Below are 23,695 nucleotides of genomic sequence, written 5' to 3' on the forward strand. Positions count from 1 at the left end.
GCGGCGCTCGCTCCATCCCTTCGTTCCAACCCATGGCACACATTGAAACGGCACTCCGCGACCTGAACCGCCTCGACCTCCTGGCCGACGGCGATTCGGCCATCCACCGGCTCGATCCCCGGGCGAAGGTTCTCGTGACCCTCGTCTATATCGTTGCGGTGGTTTCCTTCGGCCGCTACGAGGTTTCGGGCCTCATTCCCTTTGCGATCTTTCCGCTGGTGATGGTTGCCGTGAGCGGACTTCCTCCGGGGATCGTGGTCCGCAAACTCCTGCTGGTCCTCCCCTTTGCCGCCCTGGTGGGGCTCTTCAATCCGCTGTTCGACCGGGAACCGCTCCTCTCTTTCGGCTCCCTGGCGGTCTCCGGGGGATGGGTGTCGTTTGCATCGATCATCCTCCGGGCAGCGCTTACGGTGGGGGCCGCCGTGGTGCTCGTGGCCGTGACCGGCTTCGCCGGAGTCTGCCGGGCGCTTCAGCGGTTCGGGGTTCCCCGGGCATTCGTGGTGCAGCTTCTCTTCCTCTACCGCTACATCTTCGTCCTGGGGGACGAGGGGATTCGGATGTCCCGGGCCAGGGAGCTGCGTTCCTTCGCCGGGCGGGGGATGGGTCTCAAGGCCTACGGCTCCCTGGTGGGGAGTCTCCTTCTGCGCACCTGGGACCGGGCCGAGCGGATCCACATGGCAATGCTTTCCCGGGGGTTCCAAGGGGAGTTCCATACCCGGCGCGAGAGCTCTTTCGGACGGCAGGAGCTTGCCTTTACGGCGGGCTGGTGTTTTCTCTTCATGCTTCTGCGCTTTGTCAACGTGCCGCACCTGATCGGTGTGCTGATTACGGGAGTCTTCCGATGAGTCACCATATCGTTGAGGTCAAGGACCTTCGCCATTCCTACCCCGACGGCACCGAGGCCCTGCGGGGGGTTTCCTTCACGATTCACCACGGAGAATCGGTGGCGGTGATCGGCGCCAACGGCGCCGGAAAATCGACGCTCCTCCTTCACCTCAATGGTTACCTGCCACCCACGGCGGGGGAGGTCCGGATCGGCGATACCCCGGTGGTCCGCACGACCCTCAATGAGGTGCGGCGGACCGTGGGCATGGTTTTCCAGGACCCGGACGATCAGCTTTTCATGCCGACGGTGGGAGAGGACGTCGCCTTCGGCCCCCTCAACCTGGGGCTTCCTCCCCACGAAGTGGAGCGGCGGGTGGCGGAGTCCCTTGCCCGGGTCGGCGCCGGGCACCTGCGGGACAAGCCCCCCTACCGGCTCTCGGGGGGGGAGAAGAAGCGGGCCGCCATCGCCACGGTCCTCTCCATGTCGCCGGATATCCTGGTCATGGACGAGCCCACGGCGGGGCTCGACCCCTTTGCGCGGCGCCAGCTCATGGGGCTTCTCCGCGAGTTCAGGCATACGAAGATATTCACGAGCCACGATCTGGACATGGTGCTGGAGCTCTGCGAGCGGACCATCGTCCTCAGGGAGGGCGTGGTGGCGGCCGACGGCCCGCCCCGGGAGATTTTCCGCAACGCGGAACTCCTGGCAGCATGCCGCCTGGAGCCCCCCTTTTCCATGCAGGGGTGTCCGGTCTGCGGCACTGGGGGGCGATAGCACCGCTCCCCTATGGAAAGTGGTTAATAAGCTGGAAAGGAAATCGCCGATGAGAAGAACCCTGTTTTTTCTGTCTCTGACGGTCCATGCCTTCTGCTGGAATCCTGCCTTTGCCGCCGACGAAATTCCCGAACAGGTGCCGGTCGGCCACTGGTCATGCAAGCAAATAGGGGAACTGGCAAAAAAGTATGACGCGGAAAAAAAGCTCCCGGATTCGGTACTGGTGGAAGGGAAGCCCATTTCACGAGGCGAACTGGCGCACTATCTCCTCTACGTCATGGAGAAGGTCGTCAGGCAGTGCGACCTGAAGGGAAAAGACGCGGTGGACCGGGGAGATCTGGACCGGATTGCGGCCCTTCACGAGGCGTTGAAGGACGAGTTGCCAAAGTATGAGGGGTACCTGACGCGGCGGGAGGCCATCGAGGCGATCCTCGCCAAGCCCGAACTGCCGGCGTTCGAGTACAAGATCGGAGTCAACGGCTTTCTGCGGGGAGAGGGGGTCGGCAACTTCCGGCTTCCCGACTTCAGTTACGCTCCCCGCCACGGCGAGGGACGCTTCCTCTATCGGGTAAAGCCCTACGCTTACTGGCATCCGACCGATTACCTCGACTTCCATGCGGAAGGCCAGGGGTTCGGCTACAAGGGGGGGAACCAGGAGCATGGCAAGCTTTCCCTGTATCAAGGGTTTGTGGAAGCGAGGGTGCCGGACTCCGAACGGTTGGCCCTCAAGGTTGGCCGTCAGGAATTCGTGTACGGCAGCACCTTTATCCTGGGGAGCGATGCCTTCATGGACGGCCTCACGTTCGACGCGCTGAGGCTGCGGGTGAAGCCCATGGAGCAATTGACGGTGGACCTCCTGGGGGGCTGGTATGCGACCCCCTTCTCCGATGGGGTGAAGGGGAATCTGGCGGGCGGGTACGCCACGTGGACCTTTTCGGAAGGGAATGCCATCGAGGCGTACGGTTTCCGGGATACCGGCTCCGGGGACCATCACGCGGGCGAACACCGGAACACCTGGGGAGTGCGGGGAACGGCAGCGCTGGGGTCGGCAACCCTTGAGGTGGAGCCGGTCTACCAGACCGGCCGCCTCTTCAATCCGAACACCGGCGGGAACGAGAGCATCCAGGCCTACGGCGGCCATGCGGACCTGGGCATGGATGTCTCCATGGCCGGCTTCCATAGCCACTTTTTCCTGAGCTACGCCGTCGGTTCCGGCGACGGAGAAGCGGCCACGGGTGTGTCGTCCCGGAAGGAGTTCAGCAATCCGACCAACGATACGCCGCTGTTCGGAGACATGAAAGTCATCGGCGGCTTCGGTTACGATGTCGGCGACCACCATGCCAGCGGCCTCCAGATTTACACCATCGGGTGGGGAATCGACCTCACGAAGGAACTGAACCTCTCCGCCACGGGGCGCTACTTCCTTGCCAACCACGTGGAGGAGGGATTCAGCCGCAGCATCGGCCTGGAGACCGATTTTACCCTGACCTATGCGGTGAACGGCAACCTCTCGCTCGTTGCCGGTTACGACCACTTCTTTACTGGGAAGTTCTTTCGCGACGCCGCGGGGAGCGGCGACGACATCCATTATGGCTACCTGATGCTCCAGTTCGACCTGGCCCATCAGAAGTCGAAGGCGCCGGCGAAAAAATAGCAGACGCCCGGAGGGGGCGGGGAAAAATCAACTGCCGTCGCTCCGGAGCCGGTAGCCTACTCCGGGTTCGGTGAGGATGTGGCGCGGACGGGAGGGGTCCATTTCTATTTTGCGGCGCAGGTTGCTGATGTTCACCCGCAGCACGTGGGGTTGCTCAAGGTGGGAGACCCCCCAGATCTGCCGGAGGATCTGGCTGTGGGTGAGGACCTTTCCCGCATGGACCACCAGGAGGCGCAGCAGTTCGTACTCGGTGGGGGTGAGCTGGGACTCGCTGCCGTCGACCGTTACCCGCCGGCGCGCCAGGTCCACCTCCAGGTTTGCGGAACGGAAGATGGGTTCCGGCACCTGTTGCAGGGCGCGCCGCAGTGCCGCGCGAATCCGGGCCACAAGCTCCGCGACGCCGAATGGCTTGGTCAGGTAGTCGTCCGCCCCGGCATCCAGCGCCGCCACCTTGTCGTCCTCCCGCTCCCGCACGGAAAGGACGATGATCGGCACCTGCGACCACTCCCGTATCCGTCGGATGACCTCAACCCCGTCCATATCCGGCAGCCCCAGGTCGAGGAGGATCACGTCCGGCTTCGTTGCAACCGCAGCCGCCAGCGCCGCATGTCCGTTTTCCGCTTGCTGGAGGGAAAACTCCCCGGTATCGAGGGCGGTGCAGAGGAAGCGCCGTATCGCCAGTTCGTCATCGACTATGAGTATCCGCGGTAGACGGTTTTCCTTCGGCATCTTTTCTCCCCTATTTGATCGTTAGCGTGACGATTACTCTCAATCCGCCACGTGTTCGGTTTTCGGCCCGGATGGCGCCGCCGTGAGCCTCGACAATCCCCTTGCAGATTGAGAGACCAAGGCCGGTCCCCCGTGACCCTTCCGGGATCGGGATCCGGTAGAACTTGTCGAATACCCTCTTCAGGTCCTGTTCGGGAATTCCGGGACCGTGGTCGGCCACCTCCATTTCGAGCCTCCCGTCATTCACACGAACAGATATCTCTATGCCGCTTTCCGGTGGCGAGTACTTTAACGCATTATCAAGCAGATTTGCCAGCACCTGGGTCATCAGGACCATGTCCATCCTGACGAGCGGCAGATCGGGGGGAAGATGTACATCGACCTGCCGCCCTCCGATCCGCCGTTCGAGAGCAGCCAGAGCGCATCCGACCAGATCCTGAACATCGCACAGCTCCTTCTTCACCTTGAGCGCCCCGGCCTCCAAACGGGTCATGTCGAGGAGATTGCCGACGAAGCGGTTCAGCCGCTCCGCCTCTTCCCATGCGGTGTCGAGAAGCTCCATCCGGGCTACATCGGCCAGGGTATGCACCTTTTCCCGCAGGGTGTCCAGGGCGCCGGTTATGGAAACGAGAGGAGTACGCAGGTCGTGGGAAATGGAATTGAGAAGGGCACGTTCGAGGGTTTCCCGGGCCTGGAGGATCTGGGTCTGCTCGGCCTGCCGGGAGAGCTGGACCCGCTCCAGCGCCATGGCGGTCTGGGTGACAAAGGCGTCGAGGAGCCGACGGGGCTGGGTAGACCGATAATCGGCAACGTTCTTCAGCCTGATCCCCAGTACCCCGAGGATATTCCCCGATGTCTGGAGCGGAAGATAAAGGAGACCTGCCGAGACGAGTGTTTCGGTCCCCTGTCCCGCCGGTTGCCGGTTGCGAAACGCCCAGTCGGCCACTGCCATCTCCTTTACGTCGGGTTTGAGCCCTTTGCTCGCGGCAGCAACTTCGAGCCGGTCCCCTTTGGGGAGGAGCACGGTAGATGCGGCGGCAAGTGACTCGCCGATGTTTCTGACTACAGCCTGCACGAGGGTTTCGATGTCGGCGGCGGCGGCCAGGTCGCGGCTCAGGTAGTAGAGGGCCGCGGTCTGCACCTCCCGTTCCCGCACAGCTTCTGCCCGTTCGCGCGCCTTGGAGACGAGGGTGCTGATGACCACCCCGACAGTGAAGAGCGCGACAAAGGTGATGAGATACTGGGTGTCTGCCACGGCAAAGGTCAAGCGTGGCGGCACGAAGAAGAAGTCGAAGGCCAGGACACCCAGAAAGGCCGTAAGGATTGCCGGCTTGAGGCCGAGCCGCAGTGCGGCCAGAACCACCGCCAGCAGGTAGATCATGACCATGTTGGTCGGCGCGAGGAATGGGCGGCTGAGGAGGCAAACCAGGGTAGTAGCGGCGACCAGGGCCAGGCTCGCCATGTATCCGGTGAGGGAAATCGGCCTTCTCTGTCTGGAGATTACCGGTCCCTTTTTGGCTCCGGCCGGTTCGAAGCTGACGACGTGCACATCGATGGCGCCGCTCAGGCGGATAATCTGGTCGACAAGGGGAAGGCGCAGGAGCTCGCGCCAGCGCGGCTTGGCCGGCTTGCCGACCACGATCTGGGTGACGTTGTGGCTGCGGGCGTAGTCGATGATTGCATCCGCCACCGACGTGGCGGTTAGAGTGGCAACGTGGGCGCCGAGGCTTTCTGCCAGGCGGAGATCCTTCCAGACCCGTTTCCGGTTTTCCTGCTCCTGCCGCCCGCCGCCGGGAGTCTCCACGTAGACCGTGAACCAGGGGGCCTTCAGTTCATCCGCCAGGCGGCGGGTGGTACGGATCAGCCGCTCGCTGTACGGGCTGCCGCTGACGCTCACCAGGAGCCGCTCGGCCGCCGGCCAGGGCCCCGGAATCGCCCGTGACTCCATGTAGGCCCGCATCTCCTCGTCCACGCGGGAGGCGGCGCGGCGAAGGGACAGCTCCCGCAGGGCAATCAGGTTGCCGGGCCGGAAGAACTTCTCCGTGGCAAACGCGGCCTGCTCCGGTACGTAAACCTTTCCTTCGCGCAGGCGCTGCAAAAGATCCTCCGGCGGGATGTCCACGAGCCGGATCTCCGTCGCCTGGTCCAGGAGGCTGTCAGGGACGGTTTCCCGCACCGCAATGCCAGTGATCTGCACAACTACGTCGTTCAGGCTCTCGAAGTGCTGGACGTTGACCGTGGTGTAGACGTTGATGCCGGCCGCCAGGAGTTCCTCCACATCCTGCCAGCGCTTCTCGTGCCGTGAGCCGGGGGCATTGGTGTGGGCCAGTTCGTCCACCAGGGCGAGGTGTGGTTTGCGGGCCAGCAACGCATCCACGTCCACTTCGCGAAGCGTGACCCCCTGGTATTCGATGAGTGCCGGTGGGATGATCTCCACCCCTTCGAGAAGCGCATCGGTTTCGGCCCGGCCGTGGGACTCCACGTACGCGGCCACCACGTCCCGGCCTTCCCCTTTCCGCTGGCGGGCCGCCTCCAGCATGGCGTAGGTCTTTCCGACACCGGCTGCGTAGCCGAGAAAGATCTTCAGCCTTCCCCGTTCCGCTTGAGCCTCTTCCTCCTGGGCGAGTCTCAAAAGCGCCTCCGGCGAGGGGCGTTTTTCGTTGTTGATATCGGTCATGGGGCCAATCTATCCAATGCCAGATTCAATGCAAGCACATTCACCCGCGGATTTCCAAAAATTCCGAATTGACGGTCTTCGGTGTGGCCGGATACGAGCCTCCTCACCTCGTCAGCCTTCATGCCCCGTTCCCTGGCGACCCGGGGAATCTGCACGCTTGCCGCTTCCGGCGAGATATGGGGATCGAGGCCGCTGGCCGAGGCCTGAACCAGGTCGGCCGGGATCTCGGGGGAGATGCCCGTAGCTTTGAGTGCCTTGACCCGGTCGGCCACTGTCTTCAGGTAGTCAGGATTGGTCGGACCGGAGTTGGAGCCGCCGGAAGCGGCCGGGTTGTAGCCGAAGTCAGTGGTTGCCGACGGGCGGGGCCAGAAATACTTCGAATCGGAGAAAGGCTGGCCGATGAGTGCCGATCCGATCTCGCGGCCCCGTGTGTCGGTGATGAAGCTCCCTGTGGCCTCTTTTGGAAATACGGCCTGGGCAATCCCGGTAACCACCGCCGGATAGATGCCGCCGCAGATGATGGTAAAGACGACTACCATCATAATAGCCGGTTTTATGTCGTTCATGGTTTCCCCTTTCCTTATGCAAACATCCCGATCACCAGGTCGATCCCCTTTATCCCCACGAACGGCGCGATGATCCCTCCGGCCCCGTAGATGAGGAGGTTGTGGATCAGGAGTTTTTCGGCCGGCATGGGGCGGAACTTGGTTCCCCTGAGGGCCAGGGGGACCAGGAGCGGGATGATGATCGCATTGAAGATGACCGCCGAGAGGATCGCGCTCAGGGGGGTGGCCAGGTGCATGATGTTCAGCACTTCCAACTGGGGATAGATGGAGAGGAGCATGGCCGGGATGATGGCAAAGTACTTGGCCACATCGTTGGAGATGCTGAAGGTGGTCAGGTTCCCACGGGTCATGAGGATCTGCTTCCCCACCTCGACGATGTCCAGCAGCTTGGTGGGGTTGCTGTCCAGGTCGATGATGTTGGCCGCCTCCCGGGCCGGCTGGGTGCCGGTGTTCATGGCCACCGCCACATCCGCCTGGGCCAGGGCCGGGGCGTCGTTGGTGCCGTCGCCGGTCATGGCCACCATGTAGCCGGCCTCCTGGTTTTCCTTGATCAGGCGCAGCTTGTCCTCCGGCTTGGCCTGGGCCAGAAAATCGTCCACCTGGGCCTCGGCCGCGATGGCGGCAGCGGTGAGGGGGTTGTCGCCGGTGATCATCACGGTCTTGATCCCCATGTTCCGCAACTGCTGGAACCTCTCCTGGATGCCACCCTTGATGATGTCCTTCAGGCTCACCACTCCGAGGATCTCGGCGTCGCAACTGACCACGAGCGGGGTTGCCCCGGCCCGGGCGATCCTGTCGACCACATCCGCCAGTTCGCCGGGGATGGCCCTTGCACCCAGGGTTCTGACAAAGGCAACCGTCGAGTCGGCAGCTCCCTTGCGGTATTGGTTGCCGCCCGTGTCGACACCGGACAGGCGGGTTTCGGCGCTGAAAGTGATGGTTTCCGCATCGGGGTGGAGCGCGTCACTTTTCAGACTGTGCTTCTGCTTCGCCAGCGCCACAATGCTCCGCCCTTCAGGAGTCTCGTCGGTGAGCGACGCCATCAGGGCCGCCTCGGCCAGTTCCTGTTCGCTGTGCCCACCGACCGGGACAAAAGCCACCGCCTCACGGTTACCGAGGGTGATGGTGCCGGTTTTGTCCAGGAGGAGCACGTTCACGTCGCCGGCCGCCTCGATGGCCCGCCCCGACAATGCGATGACGTTTTTCTGGAATAGCCGGTCCATGCCGGCAATGCCGATGGCAGGGAGGAGCGCGGCGATAGTAGTGGGCGCCAGGCAGACGAATAGGGCGGTCAGGACGGTCAGCGACACCGGGGACCCCTGGCCGGCAGCCCTGACGCTGTACATGGAGAGGGGGCTGATGTTGGCGCAGACGAGGAGAAAAACCAGGGTCAGGGCGATCAGGAGCACCTCCAGGGCGATCTCGTTGGGGGTCTTGCGCCGCTTGGCCCCCTCGATCAGGGAGATCATCCGGTCCAGGAAGGTCTCCCCCGGATTGGCGGTGATCCTGACGATGATCGAGTTGGCAATGACCGTGGTGCCGCCGGTGACCGCGCTCCGATCGCCCCCCGATTCGCGCACCACCGGGGCCGACTCGCCGGTCACGGCCGACTCGTTCACCAGGGCCGCCCCGGCCACCACGTCACCGTCGCCGGCGATCAGTTCTCCCGCCTCAACCAGGATGAAGTCATCCTTGCGGAGCTGGTTGGCGCCGATCAGGGTGAAGTTGTCACCGAATGCCGGTTTGCTGAGTCGTTTGGCCGTCACTTCGGTGCGGGTCTTGCGCAGCGACGCGGCCCGCGCCTTGCCGCGCCCTTCCGCCAGAGCTTCGGAATAGGTGGCGAAAATAACAGTCAGCCAGAGCCAGACTGATACCAGACCGGTGAACCAGGCCGGCTCCCTGTTAGCGCCGGTGAGTGACATCATGAAGGTTACCAGCGTGATAACGCTGGCAATCTCCACGCAGAACATGACCGGGTTGCGCCACAGTTGGCGGGGATCGAGCTTCTTGAAGGATTCGATCAGCGCGGGTTTCATGATCCGGCTGTCGAAGATGGAGATCGGGTCAGGCTTGTGTATCGACATGGGTTATTTACCTCGCAGCATAGTCAGATGCTCGACGAGCGGGCCAAGCGACAGGGCCGGGAAAAAGGTCAGGGCACCCACGATCAGGATCACCAGCATGAGCCAGAGGGCAAAGGGAACCTTGTCGGTGGGAAGCGTCCCCAGGCTGGGGGGAACGTACTTTTTCTCCGCCAGGGAACCGGCCATGGCGAGCACGGCGACGGCCGGGGCAAAGCGCCCGACCAGCATGGCCAGGGAACCCAGAATGGTATAGAAATCGACGTTGGCGTTCAGCCCGGCAAAAGCGCTGCCGTTGTTGTTGGCCATGGAGGCAAAGGCGTACAGCACCTCGGACAGGCCATGGGCGCCGGGGTTGGCCTTGGAGGCCACGGCTTGAGGCGTGATCATGGCGACGCCCGAAAGGATCAGCACCACAACCCCGGCTGCCAGGACCGTGATGATCGACATCCACATCTCGCGCACCTCGATCTTCTTCCCCAGAAACTCCGGCGTCCTGCCGATCATCAGCCCTGCCACGAAGACTGCGATCACCACGAAGGCGAGCATGGTGTAGAGCCCGGAGCCGACCCCGCCGGGAGCGATTTCGCCCAGAAGTATCAGGCCCAGGGGGATCATGCCGCCGAGGGGGGTGAGGGAGTCGTGCATGGTTGCGACTGCACCGCAGGAGGTACCGGTAGTGGCCACCGTGAAGAGGCTCGTGCCGGCCAACCCGAAGCGGACCTCCTTTCCCTCCATGTTGACACCGTGTACGCCCAGCTTGGTCACGAGGGGGTTGCCGCTCGTTTCCGCACCGTGCAGCACCGCAAAGGAGATCGCCATGATCAGGAGCATCACCCCCAGGATCGCCCACCCCTGGCGGGTATTTCCCACCATGACGCCGAAGGTGGAAGTGAGGGCGAACGGGATGAGGAGGATCAGGAAGATCTCAACCATGTTGGAAATGGGTGTGGGGTTTTCATAGGGATGGGCCGAGTTGGCGTTGAAGAAGCCGCCCCCGTTGGTCCCCAGTTCTTTGATCGCTTCCTGGGATGCGACCGGACCCATGGGGATGGTGACCTCTTTGGTGGTCACGCGCCCGGTGACTGGATTCCCCTTGGCGTCCGCCTTCGGCTTGTCGTAGGTGATGGGCTGGAGCAGGGGGACTGTTTTGTAATCGCTGAAGTTCTGGATTACCCCCTGGGAAACCAGGACGAGTGCACCAATAAGGGAAATGGGCAGCAGGACATAGAGGGTGCAGCGGGTCATGTCGACCCAGAAGTTACCCAGCATCGCGGTCCTGCGTCGGGCAAAGCCCCGTATCACCGCGATCGCCACGGCAATACCGGTGGCGGCGGAGACGAAGTTGTGCACCGCCAGCCCCACCGTCTGGGTGAAGTAGCTGGCCGCCGATTCACCGCTGTAGGCCTGCCAGTTGGTGTTGGTGACGAAGCTGATAGCGGTGTTGAGGGCCAGTTGCCAGGTGAAGGCCGGGAACTTCTGCGGGTTGAGCGGCAGCAGGTGCTGCAGCATCAGGATAGCGAAGAGCGAGACAAAAAGCGCCAGGTTGAAAAGGAGCACGGCGATGGCGTACCGCTTCCAGTCCATCTCTTCGTCCCGGTTCACTCCGAAGATCCGGTAGAGGAGGTTCTCGCACGGGACGAGGAGCGGCGACAGCATGGTGCGCTCCCCCTGGAAGACCTTAGCCATGAAGGCCCCCATCGGCTTCACCACGGCCAAGAGGAGGACTAGAAAAAGGGTTGTTTGCAGCCATTCGTACTGGGTCATAATTTGGTCTCCGTTTCGGATGCCAACATACTTATTGTACCTGTTGATTGCGTCGGCGAAAGGGGGTAGGCCGGGTGCGGACTTCCCATCGTTGTTCGCGTTCGTTGAAATAGAGTGTATTCCCCTGTTCAACCTGTGGCGGTGTGATGGTTGTAGAGTCTGACGGCAGGATCGTTACTCCCCTTCCGGGGTCATCGGTGAAATCTTCTCCAAGGTAAACGCCGGTATCAGTATCAAAGCGATAGATCTTCATGGAAATTACCTTCCTCCACGTGAGCCCGAAAGCTTTTCACCTGATGTTAGAGTAGCCCATCCCGCATAAAGGAGGTCTCAATATGCCGCTGAAAGACATCAAGAAACCGTCAAGACTCAATTGTAGTCAAATACACGCCTCCGTTGTTCTTGACGCCTGCGGGGAGATGGGTGAAAATGATCGAACATTCCGCCGCCACGAAGGGATGGCAGATGAGATTGAGCACGGGAGGAGTAAATCGATGAGAAGATTGGCAGGCGTAACGGCGATTGCAGCCATTCTGGCTGCTTCGGCCGCTTTTGCAGCAGAGAAGGTGGCGCTCCCCAAGGGATACGAAAAGTGGGGAAAGAGCTCGGAGAAGGTGATTAACGACAAGACCTCCCTTTTCTACGGCATCCACAACATCTATGTGGACAAGAAGACGATGCCCGCCTACAAGAAGGGGGGGCCGTACCCGGAGGGGAGCCGTTTCGTGGTGGTGCAGTACACCATCAGGAACGACGGGGGAAAGCCGGTCAAGGGGAAGAAGAGCATGGTCGTCCTCATGACGAAAGACAAGAAGCAGTCCGCCACCGGAGGCTGGCTCTTCGCCGGCTTTACGCCGGAGGGGAAACCCTCGGGAATCGACCCGGTGAAAAACTGCTTCGAATGCCACCAGAAGGAGGCCAAGGATCGGGATTTCGTCATCTCCCGGTACGCCGACTTCAAAAAATAGAGATCTTCACGCAGTTATCCTGCTTGAGAACATGCAAAACGCCACGGGAAACCGTGGCGTTTTTGCGTTTGAAAGCGAGAGGTGCCGGGGTGATCCATTATTTTTTCTCAACTATCCGTCCAATCGGCCGATAAGCAATCTGGGTACTTTGTGCGCGAAAGGAGCAGGAATGAAGACGCTGATTGTCGAGGATGATTTCGTATCCCGCAAAATCATGAAGGAGCTGATCACCCCCTTGGGCGAGTGCGATATCGCCATCGACGGTGAGGAAGCCGTGAAGGCCTTTCGGCTTGCCCATGAGGAAAAGCGCCCCTATGACCTGGTCTGCATGGATATCATGATGCCCAACCTGGATGGCCACGGCGCCCTGGAACGCATGAGGGAGCTTGAGCGGGAAATGGGAATCGCATACGCCAATGAGGTGAGGGTCATCATGACCACAGCCCTCGATGACCCGAAGAACGTCGTTGATGCCTTGTATCGGGGCGGGGCAACCTCGTATCTGGTGAAGCCCATCACCAGGCAGAAGCTGTTGAAGGAGATTCGAAGCCACGGTCTCGTATAGCCGGCGGCAAGGTCAGGAATTTCCTGATACCATAAGCTTTTGTTAAAGATATCCAGTTCTCTGACGATAGTATGAACAGATAGCGATTCCGTACAGTTAGCAAAGCCGATTCCGGTCGCGCCGGCTGTTTTTCCCAGAGCAAAGGTGGTCTTCCGTGACATTAGCATTCTTTCGCAGGTTCAGGCCAGATCCGGACCAGTCCGAAGCAGCGATTGACGCTTCATCTCCCCTGTCGGCAAACCAGGCTCTCTCTGCACAGTTCGAGTCGTGGCACCAGCAGCTCCTGGGCATCGGAGGCCGGCTTTCCCTTCTCAACGGCTCCACCGAAGAGGAGTTTCTCGCCATCGGCGCCCGTCTCCACGACTTCTACGGCCGGGCCGGGGAGATCGAGGAGATGTCACGCCAGGTGGCGGACCTGATCCTGGGCGACGAAATCAGCCGCGACATGGCGGCGCTCCACGGCATTGTCGACCGGATTGCCGACTACCTCTCCCGCGCCGAGGCAGAAAGCGACCAGAGCGCCACCACCCTCAAGACGATACTTTCCCACATCAGCAATGTCGACGAGCCCCTGGACGGGTTCCGGAAAATAATCAAGAACCTCCACATGATAAGCACCTCCGTCAAGATTGAAAGCGCCCGGCTCGGGGAGGGGGCCGCGGGGTTCAATACCCTGGCCGACGACGTGGAGCGGCTTTCGGTCTCCATCAAGGAAAAGTCCGTTGCCATCCTCGGCGAGAAGGAGACCCTTTCGGCCATGATCGGCGGAACCCTTGCCCGGGTTACCGCGTCGGAGGCCGAGCAGCGGAAAAACGTCCGCCATATCCTCGACAAAACCCGCGAGAGCCTCGTCACCCTGACCGAGATCCATGGCCGCTGCTCCGAAGCGGTCGGCGTCGTGACCTCATCCTCGGCCGAAACCGCCGGGAGCATCGCCGAGGTGGTCACGTCGCTCCAGTTCCACGACATTACCCGGCAGCAGATTGAGCATGTCAAGGAGGCCCTTGACGATCTGATCCCGAATCTTACGGACCAGGCCGGCGATCCGGTGAAGAGCGCCTGTGAGGTGGCCGATGTCTGCGAGCTTCAGGAGGCCCAGTTGCGCCACGCCCGCGAGGAACTTTCATCGGCCGTGGCGCGGATCGTGGAGAACCTGCGGGCCATCGCTTGCCGGCAGACCCGCCTGTCGGACGAAACCCGCCACATGGCCGGAACCGCCGACCGGGCCGGCAGTTCATTCTTTGCCGACATGGAGAACGGCATGGGGCGGGTGACCGAGGTCCTCTCCGACAACGCCGCGGCCAACCGGAACCTGGCATCGGCCATGGAGACCGTAATGGCTTCGGTGCAGGACATCGCAGGCTTCGTCACCACCATCGAGGAGATCGGCTCCGAGATCGAGCTCATCGCCCTCAATTCCCAGGTGAAGGCCGCCAATACCGGCGATGGCGGGGCAGCCCTGGGCGTTCTCGCCGAGGCGATCCAGCACCTGTCGGTGGAGGCCCGGACCCGGACCGGCGCTGTCTCCGATACCCTCAGAAACGTCACTGAAGTGACCGGGGGCCTGAGCCATGAAGTCGACACCGACGTCCGTCTCATTGCCGACGAGGTTGACGGATTCATCGGCGAAATCCGCAACCTCGTCGGTTCGGTCCGCGGCGTCAACCAGCGGCTCATCGACCTCCTCGGCCGGATCGACGCGGCCGTCCAGGCCCTTTCCCGCGACATCGACCAGGCCACTGGCGTGATGACCGTCCACGAAACTTCGACCGCGCTCATCGATGAGGTGCTGACTGAGATCACTGGGGTCGTGGGTGCTGTCCGCCCCTTTGCGCCCGCTACGACTGCCCATGCCAAAGAGCTGCGGCTGCGGGAGCTGGCCGACCGGTATACGATGCACAGCGAACGGAGGGTTCACGATGCCATGATCGCCGGGAATGGCGCCAGGGGCGAGCCGACGCCGGACCTATTTGCCGCGGCCGCGGGCGGGGCCGCCGACGACGGGCTTGGCGATAATGTGGAGCTGTTTTGAGGCAGGGACCGGGGATCGGTGGCCGGCAAAGTCGGAAGCAGTGCAAGGAGACTGGAATGGACGGACTGAAAATTACACGGGAAGAGGTTGGAGGGGAAAACGCGACCCTTGTCCTCAAGGTGAATGGCGAGCTGACCATTCCCTTCGCCGGAGAGTTCTCGGCGGCGCTCCTTGACGCCTTCGACGGGGCGGGACGGGTGCTTGTCAACCTGGAAGGGGTGAGCGCCGTGGACATTACTGGCTTGCAGCTTCTCTGCTCCGCCCACCGGTCGGCCTATGGGAGGGAGAAGGGGTTTGCTGTCGAAGGACTGTCAAATCCCATCCTAGACGAGGCGGCATGCCTCGCCGGTTTCCGGCGCCACGTGGGATGCGCCGTTGATGTGGGAAAATCCTGTATCTGGATTGGAGGATACGAGTAATGGCCAAGACAATCATGACGGTTGACGATTCCGCCAGCGTGCGCCAGATGGTGGCGTTCACCCTCAAGCAGAACGGCTATGACGTGGTGGAGGCGGTGGACGGCAAGGACGCCCTGGGGAAACTGGGGGGGACGAAGGTCGATATGGTGATCACCGACCTGAATATGCCGAACCTGGACGGGATCGGGCTCATCAAGGGCGTTCGGGGGCTCCCCGCCTACCGCTTCACCCCGATCATCATGCTCACCACCGAAAGCCAGGATGCGAAAAAGGCCGAAGGAAAGGCCGCGGGGGCCACCGGCTGGATCGTCAAACCCTTCAAGCCCGAGCAGCTCGTGGCGGTGGTCAAAAAGGTGCTCGGCTGATGGACGCCCACAGGCAGGCGTACAAGGAAGAGGCCTACGAGCTTCTGGCGGAGCTGGAGACGTCGCTCCTGGAGCTGGAGGAAACTCCCGAGGACGTGGACCTCATCAGCCGGGTCTTTCGTGCTATGCACACCATCAAGGGGTCCGGGGCCATGTTCGGCTTCGACGACATCGCCACCTTCACCCACGAGGTGGAAACCGTCTTCGACATGGTCCGCAACGGCCGGCTGACGGTCACGAGGGACCTGGTCAACCTCACCCTCAAGGCCCGGGACCTCATCAAGGGGATGCTGGACGCCTCGGATGGGGGGGCGGAACCGGTGGAAGGGCGCCAGGCCGAGGAGGTCATCGCCGGGCTCCGGCGGCTTGTGCCGGCGGCTCCGGATGGCGCATCCGCCAAGGAAGCATCCGGTGGAGGAAACACACCGGAATCGAAGGGGGGTGAAACAGCGGTCACCTACCGCATCCGCTTTGTGCCCGCTCCCGAGGTGACGGTCAACGGCACCAACCCGCTGCTCCTTCTGGCGGAACTCCGCCAGTTGGGCCACTGCCGAACCGTTGCCCAGATGGCAAAAGTGCCCCGGTTGGAGGAGATTGATCCTGAACAATGCCACGTCTTCTGGGACGTGATTTTGACCACGAACCGGGGGATTGACGCCATTCGGGACGTCTTCATTTTCATCGAGGACGACTGCGAGCTGAAAATCGATGTCATCGACGACGGCGGTATCCTTGACGTTGACGCCGATTACAAGAAGCTCGGCTTTATTCTCGCGGAGCGGGGTGATCTGACCCGGCAGGACATGGAGGCGATTCTCGCCAGACAGAAGCGCTTTGGCGAACTCCTCGTCGAACAGGGAATCGTCTCCCCCGAGAAGGTTGAGTCGGCCCTCATCGAGCAACAGCACGTGAAGGAGGTCCGCAAGGAGCGCCAGGTTCAGGAGAGCGCGTCGAGTATCCGGGTCCCGGCGGAAAAGCTCGACCTGCTGGTGAACCTGGTGGGAGAACTCGTCACCGTCCAGGCCCGTCTTTCCCAGACCGCCGCCGGCCGGGCCGATGCGCTGCTGGTTACCATTGCCGAGGAGGTGGAGAGGCTCACCAACGAGTTACGCGACACGGCCCTCAACATCCGGATGCTCCCCATCGGCACCACCTTCAGCAAGTTCAAGCGTCTGGTGCGCGACCTTTCGGTGGAGCTGGGCAAGGATATCGAGATGACCACCGACGGCGCCGAGACCGAGCTGGACAAGACGGTCATCGAGAAGCTGAACGATCCCCTGGTCCATCTCATCCGCAACTCACTGGACCACGGGATCGAGCGCCCCGAGGAGCGGGCCGCCGTCGGCAAGCCGGCCCAGGGAACAGTGCACCTGGCCGCCGTCCACTCCGGGGACAGCGTCCTCATCACCATCACCGACGACGGCAAGGGGCTCGACCGGGAGGCGATCCGGGCCAAGGGAATCGAGCGGGGGCTCATCCCTGCCACGGCCGAACTCTCCGACAAGGAGATCTTCAGTCTCATCTTCGCCCCCGGCTTCTCCACCGCCAAGACCGTTACGAGCGTCTCGGGGCGCGGGGTCGGCATGGACGTGGTGAAACGGGCCATCGACGCCCTGCGGGGGACCATCGACATCCAGAGCGAGCGGGGGAAGGGGACCGTCATCACTATCAAGCTCCCCCTGACCCTGGCCATCATCGAGAGCCTCCTCGTGAAGATCGGCTCCGACTGCTTCGTGCTCCCCCTCTCCATCGTGGAGGAGTGCGTGGAGCTGACCCGGGAGGATGTGCGCAGCGCCCACGGCCGCAACCTGGCCACGGTCCGCGACCAGATCGTTCCCTATATCCCTCTGCGGGAGCGGTTCTTCATCCGGGACGAACAGCCGGAGATCGAGCAGATCGTCATCACCCGGGTGGGGGGGGCGAGGGTTGGCTTTGTGGTGGACCACGTCATTGGCGAGCACCAGACGGTGATAAAGTCGCTGGGGAAGATGTACAAGGATATCCGGGGACTTTCGGGGGCCACCATCCTGGGCGACGGCTCCGTGGCCCTCATTCTCGATATTCCCCAACTGGTGCGCGAGGTGGAACTGGAGCAGATGGCCCGGTAACACTGGGCTTCGGAATGTCCGAGCCGCCGCGATTAACCGTCGTGGCGGCTTTTTTGTGCAACAAGGGCATTGTCAGGCCGTTGTCGGCAATGATTTTGCACATAGACCATGTCGGCAATTGTAGGGATCAAGGGGTAGGGTGACGTGGTCGGAACCATAATTCTAGCGGCTGCATGCGCCATGCTTTGCCTAGGCTGGGGGGTAACGCTCAGGCGCGAGGCTGCCAGCCGCAAGGCAGTGGAAAAGGCGCTTTGCGGGGTGGAAACACGCTCGCGGGAGATGCTGGAAAACATCAAACTCATTGCTGTGATAGTTGACACGGATGGGAATATCACCTTTTGCAATGATTTTTTTCTGAACGTCGTCGGGTGGCGGCGCGAGGAAATCCTGGGAGCCAACTGGTTCGACTCCTTTATTCCTCCGAATCAGGGGACAGTTAAGCGGTTGTTCGACTCCTTCCGTGCCGAGGGGGCGTTCCCGGTCCACCTGCAGAACGACATAGTTACCCGTGATGGCAAGAGCCGCTTCATCTCCTGGAACAACACGGTACTGCGGGATTGGAGCGGCCAGATATCCGGCATAATGGGAATAGGCGAGGACATAACCGACCGCATCAATGCCGAAAATGCCCTTTCCTTCTACCGGGAACAGTTGGAAAAGCTTGCCGCTGAACTCTCCCTGGCGGAGGAACGGGAGCGTCGCCGCCTCGCCGCCGACCTCCATGACCGGATTGGCCAGAGCCTGGCCTTTGCTAATATCAAGACCCATACCCTGCGTGAATTTGTCGCCGACGGGGGGAGGCGGCATCTTGCTGACCTTATGGGGCTCATGGAGCAGGTGATCCAGGATGTCCGGACCCTCATCTTCCAGATCAGCCCGCCGATTCTCTATGAGTTGGGCCTTGAAGCAGCCCTTGAGTGGCTTGCGGAGAGTACCCAGCAAGAGCGCGGCTTTCCTGTCATTTTTTCCGATGGCGGCGAGTCAAAACCTCTTGCGGACGAGATGAAAGTAACCCTCTTCCAGGTGGTTCGCGAATTGCTCATCAATGCGGCGAAACACGCCCGTCCCGCGCAGGTGGCCATCGACGTGCGCCGTAGGGGGAACCGCATCGTGCTCATGGTTAAGGATGACGGAGTCGGGTTTGATATATCCTCTGTGTCCATCAATCCCAGAGCACATCCGGGCTTCGGGCTTTTCAATATCAGGCAGCGCATGGAAACCCTTGGGGGTGACGTTGCTATCGACTCCCTTCCTGGCCGGGGGACTACCGTTACGGTGTCGGCGCCCCTTGCCCATGGTCGGCACGATAGTATTTGATTGTTATTTCATTGATGTTTGAAGAAAGGGGAGAGATGGAGATAGGCGTCCTGATAGTCGATGACCATAAGATCATGCGTGAAGGGCTCAAGGCGCTCCTTGAAAACGAGGAGGGCTTGAACGTCGTGGGTGAGGCGGATAATGGCCGTGTTGCCGTGCAACTCGCCCGGGAATCTTTACCGGACGTGGTTCTCATGGACCTGACCATGCCCGAGATGAACGGCATTGATGCCACCCGCCACATTGTTGAGGAGTGCCCCAATGTGCGGGTCCTGGCCTTTTCCATGCATTCCGACCGCCGCTATATCGAGGAGGCGCTTGCCGCCGGCGCCAGCGGGTTCCTCCTCAAGGATTGCGCCTTTGAGGAACTGGCCGGCGCCATACACGAGGTGGCGGCCGACCGCTTCTACCTGAGTCCCCGTATCGCCGGCGTGGTCGTCAGGGGTTATCTGGGCAGGCAGGGGCGCGCCGTGGCAACACCGGCTGCGCGACTCACACCCCGCGAGCGGGAGGTTCTGCAGCTCATCGCCGAGGGGAAAAACACCAAAGAGGTGGCCTTCGCCCTGAACGTCAGCGTAAAAACCATCGAGACCCAGCGGGTCCAGATCATGCGCAAGCTGGGAACAACCAGTATTGCGGAGCTTACCAAGTACGCCATCCGCGAGGGTCTTACCACCCTTGATTGATCCCCCCACCGTCTGTTTCAGGAATTTCAGCCCCGAACAAGCCGCTTTCGACCCTCCCCGCGTTCTCTGGTCGCTCTCCTTTGGGGGAGCGCCTGGCCCTGCCTGTGCCTTGCATCGGCGGGGGAAATCCCTTCGCTCTTGTCACGATGCCGGACAAGAACACGGGTTTTTATTCCCGTCGCCTCAGGTAATGCCCCATGCGCCGGCTGTCCCCGCATCCGATACGTACCTCTAGAGGATGCATTTTTCGGCAGAGATCGTTTCCCTTGCGGAAGGTCTCTCCGCACGGATCAAGGAGGAAGATACGGGGGCGGAACAGATCAATAAGGCGATCCAGCAACTGGACCAGGTTATCCAGCAGAACGCCAGCGCCAGCGAGCAGATGGCCTCCACGAGCGAGGAACTGGCGAGCCAGGCGGAGCAGCTCCAGACCAGTGTCGCCTTCTTCAAGACCGGAAACGACGGCATGGTCCGGAGGCACAGTGCGTCTCTGCCCAAAATGGCAAAACAGGTGGTGGCTCACATCGCCTCGGGTCAGGCGAACGGTTACCCGAAACGCGAGTCGGTACCGGTAAAAAAGGTGGTGAATGCCGGCATCGACCTGGACCTTGATGGTGAGAGGCTGGACGAGCAGTTTGAGCGCTACTGACCGGCGCTCCGTACAGGGGCGCGAAACCGTTCGCGGGATTCGCGCCCCTGTGCGGAACTGCTCGTCACTGGTCTCGATAAATAGTTATTTATGGTGCAATTATAATTGAGCTCAATAATTTCAATGCTTTTCATTGCGAAAGATTCTGTGGTAATTTGTTTACAAATGTTGTCGGGTAAGAGCGTTTCATTTGTATCTCCAGTGTATGTCCTTTTTGTTGTTTTGAGTACTTCCCACGCTTTTGATCCCCTTGTCGACCCGTGACCGACTGCCGCCAACTCGATTTCCGAGTTATTGCAGGAAAAACTGATGACATCATTTCCCGAGCTTGTTGTTGCCAGTCAGGAGTGGCTGGTGGAGCGCATCCTTACTTGTGTTCGTGAGAGGGGATTCATGTGTAGCGCCCCCTCCCTGGCCGGAGCACGGCACCTTGCCGTTGCGGGCATCACGTCGGCCATCCTCGAAGCCCTTGAGAGGAGCGAGGTGTCGTCAGCGGTACGGGCCGGTGATACCGGTGTCCGTGACCCGGCCGTTGCCTTTGCGGTCGGGAAGGCGCTGGACCACCGCCGCCGCGGGGTCCCCTTCGGCATGTTCATGGGACTGCTGAAGCTCTATCGGGAGAGTTACCTGGACCTTGTGGCTGCCGGGGGCTTCGGGGCAGACGAGGCGCTGCGCTGGCATTCCTTTGTTGAACGGTTCTTTGACAGGATAGAGGTTGCGATCTGCGAGGAATGGAGTTCGCTGGCCGACAGTGACCGACTCAGGGAACTCCAGGAAGAAAACCGGGCGCTGACCAACGAAAAAAACAAATTTCTGACCATCTTTGAGAGCCTTCGGGAGCCGGTCATTCTTCTTGGTGATGACGGTCTGATCGTTGCCCTGAACCATGCCGCAACCGAGTTGTTCAACGGTCCCTCCGTGCCGGGGGCCGGCTATTACGGCGAACTAAGGCTTGGGGAGGGGGTGTCGTGGCTTGCCGGCCTCGTTGGGCGTTCTGTCCCCCTCTCCGATGGGGCGGGGGACTTCGAGGCGGAGTTGCCAACGGCGCACGGCAGGTTACTGTTTCAGGTCAAGATGCAGCGGATGCTCGACGTGAGCGGAAGATTCTGCGGCACGGTGCTGCTGCTCAATGACGTGACCGGGCAGAGGGCCGCCGATGCAGAACTGCACCGGCACCGCGAGCACCTGGAACAGCTTGTGCGGGAGCGGACCGATGATCTTGGCGCCGTGAACCGGGAACTGCGACGTGAGTTGGGCGAGCGGCGGCGAATCGAGGAGGCTCTGCGCCGGAATAAAGAACAGTTCACGCTCTTCATGGAGAATTTTCCCGGGTTTGTGTTCATGAAGGATGCCAGGGGGCGCTATGTTTACGTCAACGAAGCCTGGAAGACGATCGCCGGCGTCATTGATGATAACGCATGGCGCGGCAAGACCGACGAAGAACTCTGGCATCCCGAGACCGCCTGCAGCTTTCGGGAGAATGACCGCCGGGTGCTGGAGGCGAGAACCTCTCTACAGTTCATTGAGACTGCCTACCCGGACGTTGGGGAACTCTATTGCCACGTGAGCAAGTTTCCCGTCCTGGATGCAGGGGGAACCCCGATCCTCCTGTGCGGCATTGCCACCGACATTACCGACCGCATCCTGGCGGAGAGATCTCTCGTCGCCTACCAGGAGGAACTCGCCTCCCTGGCGGCGGAGCTGTCGCTGGCGGAAGAGCGGGAGCGCCGGCGCATTGCCACCGAACTCCATGATCAGGTGGGCCAGACCCTGGCCTATATCACGATGCGGCTCACCTCCCTGCAGCGGCTTCCGCAGTCGCCCGAATCCCTTGCCCTCCTTGCGGAGATCCGCGAACTCACTGCCCGCACCATCCAGGAGATCAGGACCCTCACCTTTGAGATCAGCCCGCCCCTCCTTTACGAGGTGGGGCTCCGGGCTGCCCTGGAATCGCTTGCCGAGTCGGTTCAGGATAAATACCGGTTTCGGGTGACCGTAACCGATGCCAGCAGCCCCGCTCCCCTCGACGAGGAGATCAGGGTTACCCTGTACCAGGTCGTGCGCGAACTGCTGGCCAATGTGGCAAAGCATGCGGCTGCATCGTACGCCACCATAACCCTGGAGACATCCGGAGAACGCCTTGCTCTGCGCGTTGATGACGACGGCAAGGGCTTCGAAGCGGCAGACGTTGCTGTGCGACGGCCCCAAGATGGAGGGTTCGGCCTGTTCAATATCCGTCAGCGAATCCTGCGGATGGGGGGTGAGTTCGCCATCGAGTCGACCGTTGGCGGTGGTACCCGGGTGCTGATCGTGGTTCCCACCGATACGTGGAGGGGTGCGGACGATGGGTGAGCATTCGGTTAGGGGAATTATGCCGAGCGTTTCAGGGTATCCCCGATTACACCTTATCCCGGGTCACGGGTAAACTTGTTCTCTCTAGCTGCCCATTTCAAGACATCAAGGAGTTGAACAAATAGTATGACCATACGTCTAGTTATTGCCGATGATCACAAGATTGTGCGCCAGGGGCTCCGCTCCCTGCTGGAGAGGGAACCGGGCATCAACGTTGTGGCTGAGGCTAACAATGGTAGGGAAGCAATTAAGTTTGCCTCCGAACTAAAGCCCGATGTGGTTGTTATGGATCTGTCCATGCCCGAAATGAACGGCATTGAGGCCACCCGTCGGATTGTGGAAGCCTCTGGCGACACGCGCGTTCTTGCCCTCTCCATGCATTATGACAAGCGGTTTGTGGTGGAGGCCCTTGCCGCGGGGGCGAAGGGGTATCTCCTCAAAGATTGCGCCTCAGAGGAGCTTGTGGGTGCAATCCATACCGTCGCCGTCGGCGAAACCTACCTTAGCCCGAAAATTGCCGGCCTCATCGTGGGCGACTACCTGAACAAGGGAGCTCCGTCGCCTGATTCCGCAGCCCGCCTCACGCCCCGGGAACGGGAGGTGCTTCAGCTCTTCGCCGAAGGGAAGAGCACCAAGGAGGTGGCCTTCCTTCTGTCAGTGAGCAACAAGACCATCGAAACCCACCGCGTCCAGATCATGAGGAAACTCAATATCCGATCCGTTGCAGAACTCACCAAGTACGCCATCCGCGAGGGGATCACCTCTCTCTGAGCAATAATGCCGCCGTCTGGAAATTTTAGATAAAGAACTTTCTTTTTCCTCCGATAATAAAAGTGTCATCCGCTCGTATTTTCTCGGATATTTCCTGGGGAGCGGGTGGTCCCGTACCCAAAGGAGCAGAAAGAGATGGTTCTCCAGAAACAGGCGTCCTCAATAAAAGCACGGCTTCTCCGGATAAATCTCCTCCTTCTCGGCGTCACATCCATTGTCATTGTCCTGGTGGTGAACGTCGCCCAGAAACGGCTGGCCCTCAACGATGCCGGCCGGGACGCCGAACGAATCCTGGAGCGTCACCTCGCGATCCTGTAGCGCGCCCGGTACCCTGGACACAAGATAAGAGTCACGCAGCCTTCTTGAGTTGATACTCCTCGAAAGCCTGT

General features: G+C 61.2%; 21 protein-coding genes. 15 read left to right on the forward strand and 6 right to left on the reverse strand.

Features of this window, described 5'->3' with window-relative positions:
* Positions 1 to 32: 32 nt before the first annotated feature.
* From cbiQ to KJB29_RS15610, 3 genes are read left to right on the forward strand one after another with little or no spacing between them, the layout of a single operon-like run.
* On the forward strand, positions 33 to 845 hold the full coding sequence (gene cbiQ, locus KJB29_RS15600) for a cobalt ECF transporter T component CbiQ (protein WP_215735328.1): 813 nt from the start codon (positions 33 to 35) through the stop codon (positions 843 to 845).
* Positions 842 to 1,600 carry an energy-coupling factor ABC transporter ATP-binding protein gene (locus tag KJB29_RS15605; RefSeq protein ID WP_215735329.1) on the forward strand — a complete coding sequence of 253 codons (759 nt, stop codon included), beginning with the start codon at positions 842 to 844 and terminating at the stop codon, positions 1,598 to 1,600. The genes cbiQ and KJB29_RS15605 overlap by 4 nt, the downstream gene beginning before the upstream one ends.
* Positions 1,601 to 1,649: 49 nt before the next feature.
* The gene (locus KJB29_RS15610) at positions 1,650 to 3,254 is read left to right on the forward strand and encodes an alginate export family protein (protein ID WP_215735330.1); all 1,605 of its coding nucleotides are present in this window, start codon (positions 1,650 to 1,652) and stop codon (positions 3,252 to 3,254) included.
* A 27-nt stretch (positions 3,255 to 3,281) separates the two neighbouring features.
* On the opposite strand, the gene KJB29_RS15615 is transcribed toward KJB29_RS15610, so the two are convergent.
* The 6 genes from KJB29_RS15615 to KJB29_RS15640 are packed head-to-tail and all read right to left on the reverse strand — an operon-like array spanning position 3,282 to position 11,327.
* The gene (locus KJB29_RS15615) at positions 3,282 to 3,983 is read right to left on the reverse strand and encodes a response regulator (RefSeq protein ID WP_215735331.1); all 702 of its coding nucleotides are present in this window, start codon (positions 3,981 to 3,983) and stop codon (positions 3,282 to 3,284) included.
* Positions 3,984 to 3,993: 10 nt separating this feature from the next.
* Positions 3,994 to 6,660, reverse strand: coding sequence for a sensor histidine kinase (locus KJB29_RS15620; protein WP_215735332.1), 2,667 nt, complete (start codon positions 6,658 to 6,660; stop codon positions 3,994 to 3,996).
* The gene (gene kdpC / locus KJB29_RS15625) at positions 6,657 to 7,226 is read right to left on the reverse strand and encodes a potassium-transporting ATPase subunit KdpC (RefSeq protein WP_215735333.1); all 570 of its coding nucleotides are present in this window, start codon (positions 7,224 to 7,226) and stop codon (positions 6,657 to 6,659) included. The genes KJB29_RS15620 and kdpC overlap by 4 nt, the downstream gene beginning before the upstream one ends.
* A gap of 14 nt (positions 7,227 to 7,240) precedes the next feature.
* On the reverse strand, positions 7,241 to 9,310 hold the full coding sequence (gene kdpB, locus KJB29_RS15630; protein ID WP_215735334.1) for a potassium-transporting ATPase subunit KdpB: 2,070 nt from the start codon (positions 9,308 to 9,310) through the stop codon (positions 7,241 to 7,243).
* Between the two features lie 3 nt (positions 9,311 to 9,313).
* Positions 9,314 to 11,074, reverse strand: a complete 1,761-nt coding sequence (gene kdpA, locus KJB29_RS15635) for a potassium-transporting ATPase subunit KdpA (protein ID WP_215735335.1) — start codon at positions 11,072 to 11,074, stop codon at positions 9,314 to 9,316.
* Positions 11,075 to 11,105: 31 nt separating this feature from the next.
* Positions 11,106 to 11,327, reverse strand: coding sequence for a hypothetical protein (locus KJB29_RS15640; RefSeq protein ID WP_215735336.1), 222 nt, complete (start codon positions 11,325 to 11,327; stop codon positions 11,106 to 11,108).
* Between the two features lie 241 nt (positions 11,328 to 11,568).
* Here KJB29_RS15640 and KJB29_RS15645 point away from each other — a divergent pair, with 241 nt between their 5' ends.
* From KJB29_RS15645 to KJB29_RS15700, 12 genes are all read left to right on the forward strand, one after another.
* Positions 11,569 to 12,042, forward strand: coding sequence for a cytochrome P460 family protein (locus KJB29_RS15645; protein WP_215735337.1), 474 nt, complete (start codon positions 11,569 to 11,571; stop codon positions 12,040 to 12,042).
* Between the two features lie 169 nt (positions 12,043 to 12,211).
* The gene (locus KJB29_RS15650; protein ID WP_215735338.1) at positions 12,212 to 12,607 is read left to right on the forward strand and encodes a response regulator; all 396 of its coding nucleotides are present in this window, start codon (positions 12,212 to 12,214) and stop codon (positions 12,605 to 12,607) included.
* Between the two features lie 154 nt (positions 12,608 to 12,761).
* Positions 12,762 to 14,639, forward strand: a complete 1,878-nt coding sequence (locus KJB29_RS15655) for a methyl-accepting chemotaxis protein (RefSeq protein WP_215735339.1) — start codon at positions 12,762 to 12,764, stop codon at positions 14,637 to 14,639.
* Positions 14,640 to 14,695: 56 nt separating this feature from the next.
* Entirely contained in the window at positions 14,696 to 15,058 is a 363-nt protein-coding gene (locus KJB29_RS15660) for an STAS domain-containing protein (protein WP_215735340.1), read from the forward strand.
* Positions 15,058 to 15,423: a response regulator gene (locus tag KJB29_RS15665; protein WP_214184611.1), complete on the forward strand. Its 366-nt coding sequence runs from the start codon at positions 15,058 to 15,060 to the stop codon at positions 15,421 to 15,423. The genes KJB29_RS15660 and KJB29_RS15665 overlap by 1 nt, the downstream gene beginning before the upstream one ends.
* On the forward strand, positions 15,423 to 17,531 hold the full coding sequence (locus KJB29_RS15670) for a chemotaxis protein CheA (protein WP_215735341.1): 2,109 nt from the start codon (positions 15,423 to 15,425) through the stop codon (positions 17,529 to 17,531). Before KJB29_RS15665 ends, KJB29_RS15670 begins: the two co-directional genes overlap by 1 nt.
* A 144-nt stretch (positions 17,532 to 17,675) precedes the next feature.
* The gene (locus KJB29_RS15675) at positions 17,676 to 18,848 is read left to right on the forward strand and encodes a PAS domain-containing sensor histidine kinase (RefSeq protein WP_215735342.1); all 1,173 of its coding nucleotides are present in this window, start codon (positions 17,676 to 17,678) and stop codon (positions 18,846 to 18,848) included.
* Between the two features lie 35 nt (positions 18,849 to 18,883).
* Positions 18,884 to 19,534, forward strand: a complete 651-nt coding sequence (locus tag KJB29_RS15680; RefSeq protein ID WP_215735343.1) for a response regulator — start codon at positions 18,884 to 18,886, stop codon at positions 19,532 to 19,534.
* Between the two features lie 238 nt (positions 19,535 to 19,772).
* A complete protein-coding gene (locus KJB29_RS15685; protein WP_215735344.1) occupies positions 19,773 to 20,183 on the forward strand; it encodes a hypothetical protein in 411 nt (136 codons plus the stop codon).
* Positions 20,184 to 20,492: 309 nt separating this feature from the next.
* Positions 20,493 to 22,535 carry a PAS domain-containing sensor histidine kinase gene (locus KJB29_RS15690; RefSeq protein WP_215735345.1) on the forward strand — a complete coding sequence of 681 codons (2,043 nt, stop codon included), beginning with the start codon at positions 20,493 to 20,495 and terminating at the stop codon, positions 22,533 to 22,535.
* Between the two features lie 126 nt (positions 22,536 to 22,661).
* A complete protein-coding gene (locus KJB29_RS15695; protein ID WP_215735346.1) occupies positions 22,662 to 23,306 on the forward strand; it encodes a response regulator in 645 nt (214 codons plus the stop codon).
* 135 nt (positions 23,307 to 23,441) lie between these two features.
* A complete protein-coding gene (locus KJB29_RS15700; protein ID WP_215735348.1) occupies positions 23,442 to 23,624 on the forward strand; it encodes a hypothetical protein in 183 nt (60 codons plus the stop codon).
* The last annotated feature ends 71 nt before the right edge of the window (positions 23,625 to 23,695 follow it).

Source organism: Geobacter grbiciae (assembly GCF_018531165.1).
GTDB lineage: Bacteria > Desulfobacterota > Desulfuromonadia > Geobacterales > Geobacteraceae > Geobacter > Geobacter metallireducens.